Annotated in this window: 6 protein-coding genes; 4 read left to right on the top strand and 2 right to left on the bottom strand. The window is 52.8% G+C overall.

The features are described from left to right. Positions 1-7: 7 nt before the first annotated feature. Both AC8GFP_RS06405 and rpsT read right to left on the bottom strand, forming a co-directional pair. Positions 8-1,135 (bottom strand): fimbrial protein, encoded by a 1,128-nt coding sequence (locus AC8GFP_RS06405; RefSeq protein ID WP_506611388.1) that lies wholly within the window; start codon positions 1,133-1,135, stop codon positions 8-10. A gap of 265 nt (positions 1,136-1,400) precedes the next feature. Then, positions 1,401-1,700: a 30S ribosomal protein S20 gene (gene rpsT / locus AC8GFP_RS06410; RefSeq protein ID WP_506611389.1), complete on the bottom strand. Its 300-nt coding sequence runs from the start codon at positions 1,698-1,700 to the stop codon at positions 1,401-1,403. Positions 1,701-1,798: 98 nt separating this feature from the next. Here rpsT and murJ point away from each other — a divergent pair, with 98 nt between their 5' ends. The 4 genes from murJ to AC8GFP_RS06430 form a co-directional block, all read left to right on the top strand. Further along, positions 1,799-3,364 carry a murein biosynthesis integral membrane protein MurJ gene (murJ, locus tag AC8GFP_RS06415; RefSeq protein ID WP_506611391.1) on the top strand — a complete coding sequence of 522 codons (1,566 nt, stop codon included), beginning with the start codon at positions 1,799-1,801 and terminating at the stop codon, positions 3,362-3,364. A 15-nt stretch (positions 3,365-3,379) separates the two neighbouring features. Next, a complete protein-coding gene (locus AC8GFP_RS06420) occupies positions 3,380-4,087 on the top strand; it encodes a SirB1 family protein (RefSeq protein WP_506611393.1) in 708 nt (235 codons plus the stop codon). 565 nt (positions 4,088-4,652) lie between these two features. Continuing rightward, positions 4,653-6,194, top strand: a complete 1,542-nt coding sequence (locus AC8GFP_RS06425) for an ATP-binding protein (RefSeq protein ID WP_506611395.1) — start codon at positions 4,653-4,655, stop codon at positions 6,192-6,194. 70 nt (positions 6,195-6,264) lie between these two features. After that, a partial coding sequence (locus AC8GFP_RS06430) for a transposase (protein ID WP_506611397.1) occupies positions 6,265-6,520 on the top strand: 256 nt, incomplete at its 3' end.

Below are 6,520 nucleotides of genomic sequence, written 5' to 3' on the forward strand. Positions count from 1 at the left end.
AGGGTGTTTACTCGTAGCTGAGCATGACCGTGGCGGTGGACGAAAAAATCCCCGGCGCTGGCTCTTCGCCATTGGCCACAAAAGCGGCATTGAAATTCAAACTCACATTGCTGGCGTTGTTCAACGCACGGTAGGTCTCGAGGTTTTTGATGGTCAGGTCTGCATAAGCCGTGCCTGTGTCCAAGGCCATTTTTTGGTTGTCAGCGGCGATCACCATCACATCCACCCCTTTGGATCCATCTGATTTTTGATTGCTCAGGCGGCTTGGGTTGTTCGGATTGGGTTTGTTGAAAGTCCAGGTCAGGTTGACTTTGCGGGCTTGGTCCGTGGCCGTGCAGCTGGTCAGGTTCAAGCTGAAGGGCTTGGTCAGCAGGGCTTTGCTGGTGTTGGTTTTGTCCACATTGTTGAGCTGCAAGGACCCCAGCTCCACTTTCAGGTTTTGGCTGTTGGCCGCAAAGGTGCAAGAGGGCGAGGGTGCCAACTTGAAGCTGGCGCTGGGCGAACTTGGAATCACCGTTCGGACATTGTTGGTGCTCAGAGACACACTGGTTTGAGGCAATTGTTCTGGCCTGAAAGTCAATTCTTCTTTGGTCAGCAAGCTGTTGGCAGTTTGGATGATCCGCACACGCATCTCGATTTTCATTTTGGTGCAGGGCGTTCCATTGGGCCAAGTCACTTTGATGGCGTTGCTATTGGCAAATCCTTCAGTGGAGAAGACCGTGCTCGAACCACACAAGCGGTTGCCATCGTCATACAACTCGATGATGCGGGTCATCGTGAATTTCAGGTTTTCGAAGCTGTTGCCGCAGGTTGGACAGGCATAGCCTGTGTAATCAATGTTGGTGGTGGACGGATTGGAAGAATCCAGCTTGGTGCCAGGTTCTGTATTGTTCTGGTTGTAGATCAGGTTTTCCTTGAAGCTGGAGATGTAAATCGTGCTGCCGCGAAGATCGCCACAGTCTTCCAGCAAAACATAGTTGTAGAAAGAGGCCAACTCGGCTCCGGCAGTCCTTTTGCCTACAACGATGCTGGGTGGACTTTTAACCCCTTTGGTGGTGATGGTTGGACAGGCCGCCTGCGCCCCTTGCGGCATGCCCAGCCAAGCAAACAACAGCAGCAAGCTCAACAACGCCATCTTGCGCCAGCCAAGGGCTGAGGAGGATGAACTTGCCAAGGGTTGGGAAGCAGGTAGGTTGGGAGCCGTTTGCATCATGGATCTGATTGAAAAAATCCAATGATAGAGCTATAAATAACTAATTTGAAACTAAATTAGCGGCAATTTAGGTAAATTTGACACAAAAAAACCACCCCGAAGGGTGGTTTGTTTGTTTTTTTGCCAACAGCGCACCGGTTTCAAACGGCGGCCTGCGGTCAGCAGGCCGGGCTGGATGCCTGAATCGTCAGGCGGCGAGGGCCAAGGTCTTCACCTTGGCGGCCAGGCGGCTCTTGTCGCGAGCAGCCTTGTTTTTGTGGAAGATTTTCTTGTCGGCAATGATGTCCACCACGGATTGCATCTTGCCAAACAGTTCAGCGGCTTTGGTTTTGTCGCCGGCTTGGACTGCTTTTTCAACGTTTTTCACCGCAGTGCGGTATTTGGAGCGCAACGAGCTGTTGGCTTCGTTCAGTTTGACGTCTTGGCGGGCGCGTTTGCGGCCCGACGCCAGGCGTGGGTTCTTTTTCTTGGGTTTGGCTGAGGCCATGGAATTTCCTTTAGGGGTTTGAGGATGATGCTGGCAAAGCCGGTGATTGTAGCAAACCAGCCCTTTACGGCCCCAAACCCACCGCTACACTCCACCGCGTGAGCCTTTTCAAGTCTGCCTCCACCGTCTCTTTGCTGACCCTGCTGTCGCGCATCACTGGGTTTGCGCGTGAGACCCTGATCGCCAGCGCCTTTGGGGCCAACGCGGTCGCCGACGCCTTTCGCGTGGCCTTTCTCATCCCGAATTTGTTTCGCCGCTTGTTCGCCGAGGGCGCGTTCAGCCAGGCCTTTGTGCCGGTGCTGGCCGCCACCCGGGCCGAGCAGGGCGACGCCGCCACCCAGGTCTTGATTGACAAAGTGGCCACGCTGCTGGCTTGGGCGGTTTTGATCACCAGCGTGTTGGGCGTGCTGGCCGCGCCCGGGTTGGTGTGGCTGATGGCCAGTGGCTTGAAACAGTCGCCGCAGGGCCTGGAAACCGCCGTGCTGCTCACGCGCTACATGTTTCCCTACATCGCTTTCATGTCCATGGTGGCGCTGTCCGCGGGCATCTTGAACACTTGGCGGCGCTTTGCCGTGCCAGCGGCCACGCCTGTGCTGCTGAATGTCTGCATGATCTTGGCGGCTTGGCTGGGCGCTCCTTGGTTGGCCAGCCGCGGGCTGGAGCCCATCTATGCCTTGGCGGGCGGCGTCATGCTGGGTGGGGTGTTGCAGCTGGCGGTGCAAATCCCGGCGCTGAAAAGCCTGGGACTGCTGCCGCGCATTGCCGTGTCGCCCGCAGGTATTCGCCAAGCTTGGCAGGACGGCGGCACGCGGCGCATTTTGGCCATGATGGGGCCCGCCCTTTTGGGTGTGGGCGTGGCGCAGTTGTCGCTGCTGATCAACACGCAAATCGCCTCGCACCTGACGCCGGGCAGCGTGAGTTGGATCAATTTCGCCGACCGCTTGATGGAGTTCCCCATCGCCATGCTGGGCGTGGCCTTGGGCGTGGTGCTGATGCCGCAACTCTCTGCCGCCAAAGCCAGTGGCGACAGCGAACGCTACAGCGCCATGCTGGACTGGGGCTTGCGCCTGGTGCTGGTGCTGGCCCTGCCGTGCGCCGTCGCCTTGCTGGTGTTTGCCAAACCCATGGTCGCTGTGCTCTACCACTACGGCGCGTTCACCGCGCTGGATGTGACGCAAACCACGGCGGCCCTGACCGGCTACGGCGTGGGCGTGCTGGGCCTGGTGGCCATCAAGGTGCTGGCGCCGGGCTTTTATGCGAATGAAGACACCCGCACGCCGGTGCGGATTGCGGTGGCCGTGTTGGTGTTCACGCAGGTCTTGAACTTCTTCTTGGTGCCGCATTTGGCGCATGCCGCGCTCACTTTGTCCATCGGTTTGGGGGCCTTGGTGAATGCGCTCAGTTTGTTGGTGGGCTTGCGCTTGCAAGGCAAATACAAACCCTTGCCGGGCTGGTGGCTGCTGATGGCGCAAGTGCTGGCGGCCAGCGCGGTGTTTGGCGGGCTGCTGTGGTACGCGGCTGGTTATTGGGATTGGACCGGCCTGCAGGCTCAAGCATGGATGCGGGCGGGATTGATGTTGGGGGTGACCAGCGGGGGTGTTGTGGTGTATTTCGCAATACTGAAGGGTCTTGGGGTGGATTTGCGTGCGCTGTGGCGGCGCTGAAGGCATGATTGCAAGATGGACTACAAATTAAAGCCCTCGGCGCTGGACTATTTCACCACCTTGGTGCAAAGCGACGACGATTTTCCCTTGCTGGAAACCGCTATCAGCTTGGCGCAAGATGAATTCCCTGGTTTGGACATCCAGCAGGTGTTGGATGAGGTGGACGTGATGAGCGCCAAGCTCAAACGCCGCTTGATGGCCAACGCCGAGCCGCTGGACAAGCTGCGCGAACTGAACCATTTTTTCTATGAAGAACTGCGTTTTGCCGGCAACGTGAACCATTACGACGACCCGCACAACAGCTTCATCAACATGGTCCTGACCAAGCGCTTGGGCATTCCCATCAGCTTGGCCGTGCTGTGGCTGGAGTTGGGCCAAAGCATGGGGCTGCGGGTGCATGGCGTGAGTTTTCCGGGGCATTTTTTGGTCAAACTCGACCTCACCTACCCGCAAGAAGGCCATGTGGTGCTCGACCCTTTCAGCGGCGAATCACTCAGCCGCGACGACCTGGCCGAACGCCTGATTCCTTGGCTGCATGGCGCCAAACCGGGCCGTCCGCAGGCCATCTCGGATGACGCCTTGGCCTACCACTTAGAGCCCGCTACGCCGCGCGACATCATCGCCCGCATGCTGCGCAATTTGCAGGAAATTTACCGCCGCCAAGGCGATGGCGAGCGCTTGCAAAAAGTACAGGCCCGGTTGGCCGTGTTGCTGCCTGAATAATGGGGGTCAGATTCCAATTGTTTTGACGTTGAAGTCACGCTTTCGCCGCCCGCCATGGGGACTCATTTTTCTGGTCTTTCGCTCAAAAAATGGTCCCCAGGCCGAGCGGCTCTAAGTGATGTCTCAGCTTGCGAACATGGTGGGTCGGTACGCTTAAGCGTTCGTTGCCACGAAGTGGCGGTGAGCGGCGGACGAGCCCACCGTGGTCGGCAAGCCGCCGTGACTTAATTGGAAACTGACCCCAATTGTTTTAAAAACAGCGGCACTTATTTCTGGCAATTGAATGATTCAATCTGCATCAGATTAACAATAATGCGTAAAATTCAATTCCCTGATCAAGGGAGATTGAAGATGTTCAGTTGCATTTTAATTCCTCGTCATATTGAGGTTGACTTGATATGAATATAGTAAATTTAAATAAAAGCTATAAATCAATATTCAAATCAAATTTAATCTCGAGCGATTTGATCTTGATTATTTCATGGCTTATTTACGGGTTTCTCATGTTGGCGTGGTTTGCTTATGAAGATGCCCCTTGGTTATTGTCCTTGTGCCAAGGCACCCAATGAATTTGATACATATTTTTAAAAGCGAATCGCTATTTGATGACTCGTTGCGTCAATATCGAGTCAATGCAGATCAGATCATGGTCAAAATGAATATCTTTTTGACCATCATTTGCTTGTTAATTTCTCCCTATCGAGACACTTGGAAGGCCCCACTTTTGTTGGGAATTCCCACGCTTTTGCTGTCTTATCACCTCACCAAAAAACGACCCGGAGAATTGCTCACACGGCTGTTCATGGCTTGCGCTTTCATGATGTACACCAGCCTCATCATTCACCAAAGCGGTGGAGACATTGAAGCGCATTTTTCTGCATTTGGACTGATTGGCATATTGCTTTATTACCGAGATTGGCGAACTATTTTCGTGGCAACTGTTTTTATTTATTTACAGCACCTGGTAGTTGGATGGGCGCAAACGCAGGGATTCCCGCTTTATGTTTTTGACACCACTGATTTTTGGTCGGTTTTTGCATTGCACGTCGCCTATTTTTTGCCATTCGTCGGCATGATGGGTTACTTGTCCGTTTGGCTGAGAAGAGAGGGCTTTGAACAAAATCGAATGATTAACGAAAGTTTGCAGCGTGAATTAGATTTACGAGAGATGATGAAAAAAGCGGAAGTCGCAAACCGGTTGAAAAGTGAGATTCTGGCCAATATGAGCCATGAAATCAGAACCCCATTGAACGGCGTTGGCGGCATGATTCAACTGACCTTAGATACCGATTTGAATGATCAGCAACGAGATTTGCTAGAAACTGCAAGGGATTCGTCGGAATATTTACTGAGTGTCATCAATAATATTTTGGATTACTCCAAAATTGAGTCTGGTGCATTGGAAATCACGCTCGTTTCTACCGATATCAGAGATTTATTGACAGATACCAAACGATTTTTTGAGGCTGCCGCCCATGGAAAAGGGCTCGATTTGATTTTGGAAACAGATGCTTCTTTGCCCTCAGATTTGATGTTGGATTCAGTGCGTCTGCGCCAAATACTGACGAATCTGATTGGCAATGCCATTAAATTTACCCACCATGGCCACATCAAATTAAGCTCGAATCTAGAAATGACTGAACAGTCTGAACGGATGTCTTTGATCATTGTCATTGAAGATACGGGTATTGGTTTTGATCCCGAGTTGACGGAGTCTTTATTTGCACCATTTGTGCAAGCAGACAGCACCCTGAGTCGTGTTTATGGCGGAACTGGTTTGGGGCTTTCGATCACACGCAGTTTGATTCAAAAAATGGGTGGCGAAATCACCAGCCAAAGTTCGCCCGGCAAGGGGTCGGTTTTTCGGGTGAAATTACCCTGTCAATTACCCAAGAATGTTGTCGGCGATTCAAATATCAAAATACTGTCTGCTGGCTCAATTGATTTTAAAAAACTTCATATTCTGTTGGCGGAAGACCATCCGGTTAATCAAAAAATCATGCTGCTGATGTTGACCAAAATGGGCCATCAAGTTTCGGTGGTTGAAAATGGCTTGGAAGCGCTAGACTTTTTATCCGGTGGATTCAAGCACGAAGTGCAACTTTGATTAACTAATGGTTAGGTGGCTGAGAATGTTTAGCATTCAAAGCTTCTTGACCTGGCAGTCGAAGTTGCTTATGACCTACAAACACCTCAGCCAAGCTGAAAGATATCAGATTCATGCCCTTATGAAAGCCGGACACGATCAGTCTCAAATAGCCAAACTGCTGGACCGGCACAAGTCCACCATCAGTCGGGAGTTGAGCCGCAACACTGGCTCTCGAGGTTACCGCCCCAAGCAGGCTTGTGAGATGTCTGCTGATCGAGCGCAGAACAGCCGTAACGCCAATACGGTGCCAGCTTGGGTGAATGACCAAGCGCAGTTGCTGCTGC

The organism is Limnohabitans simekii (SeqCode) (assembly GCF_965234735.1).
In the GTDB taxonomy this organism is placed as follows: Bacteria; Pseudomonadota; Gammaproteobacteria; order Burkholderiales; family Burkholderiaceae_C; genus Limnohabitans; species Limnohabitans simekii.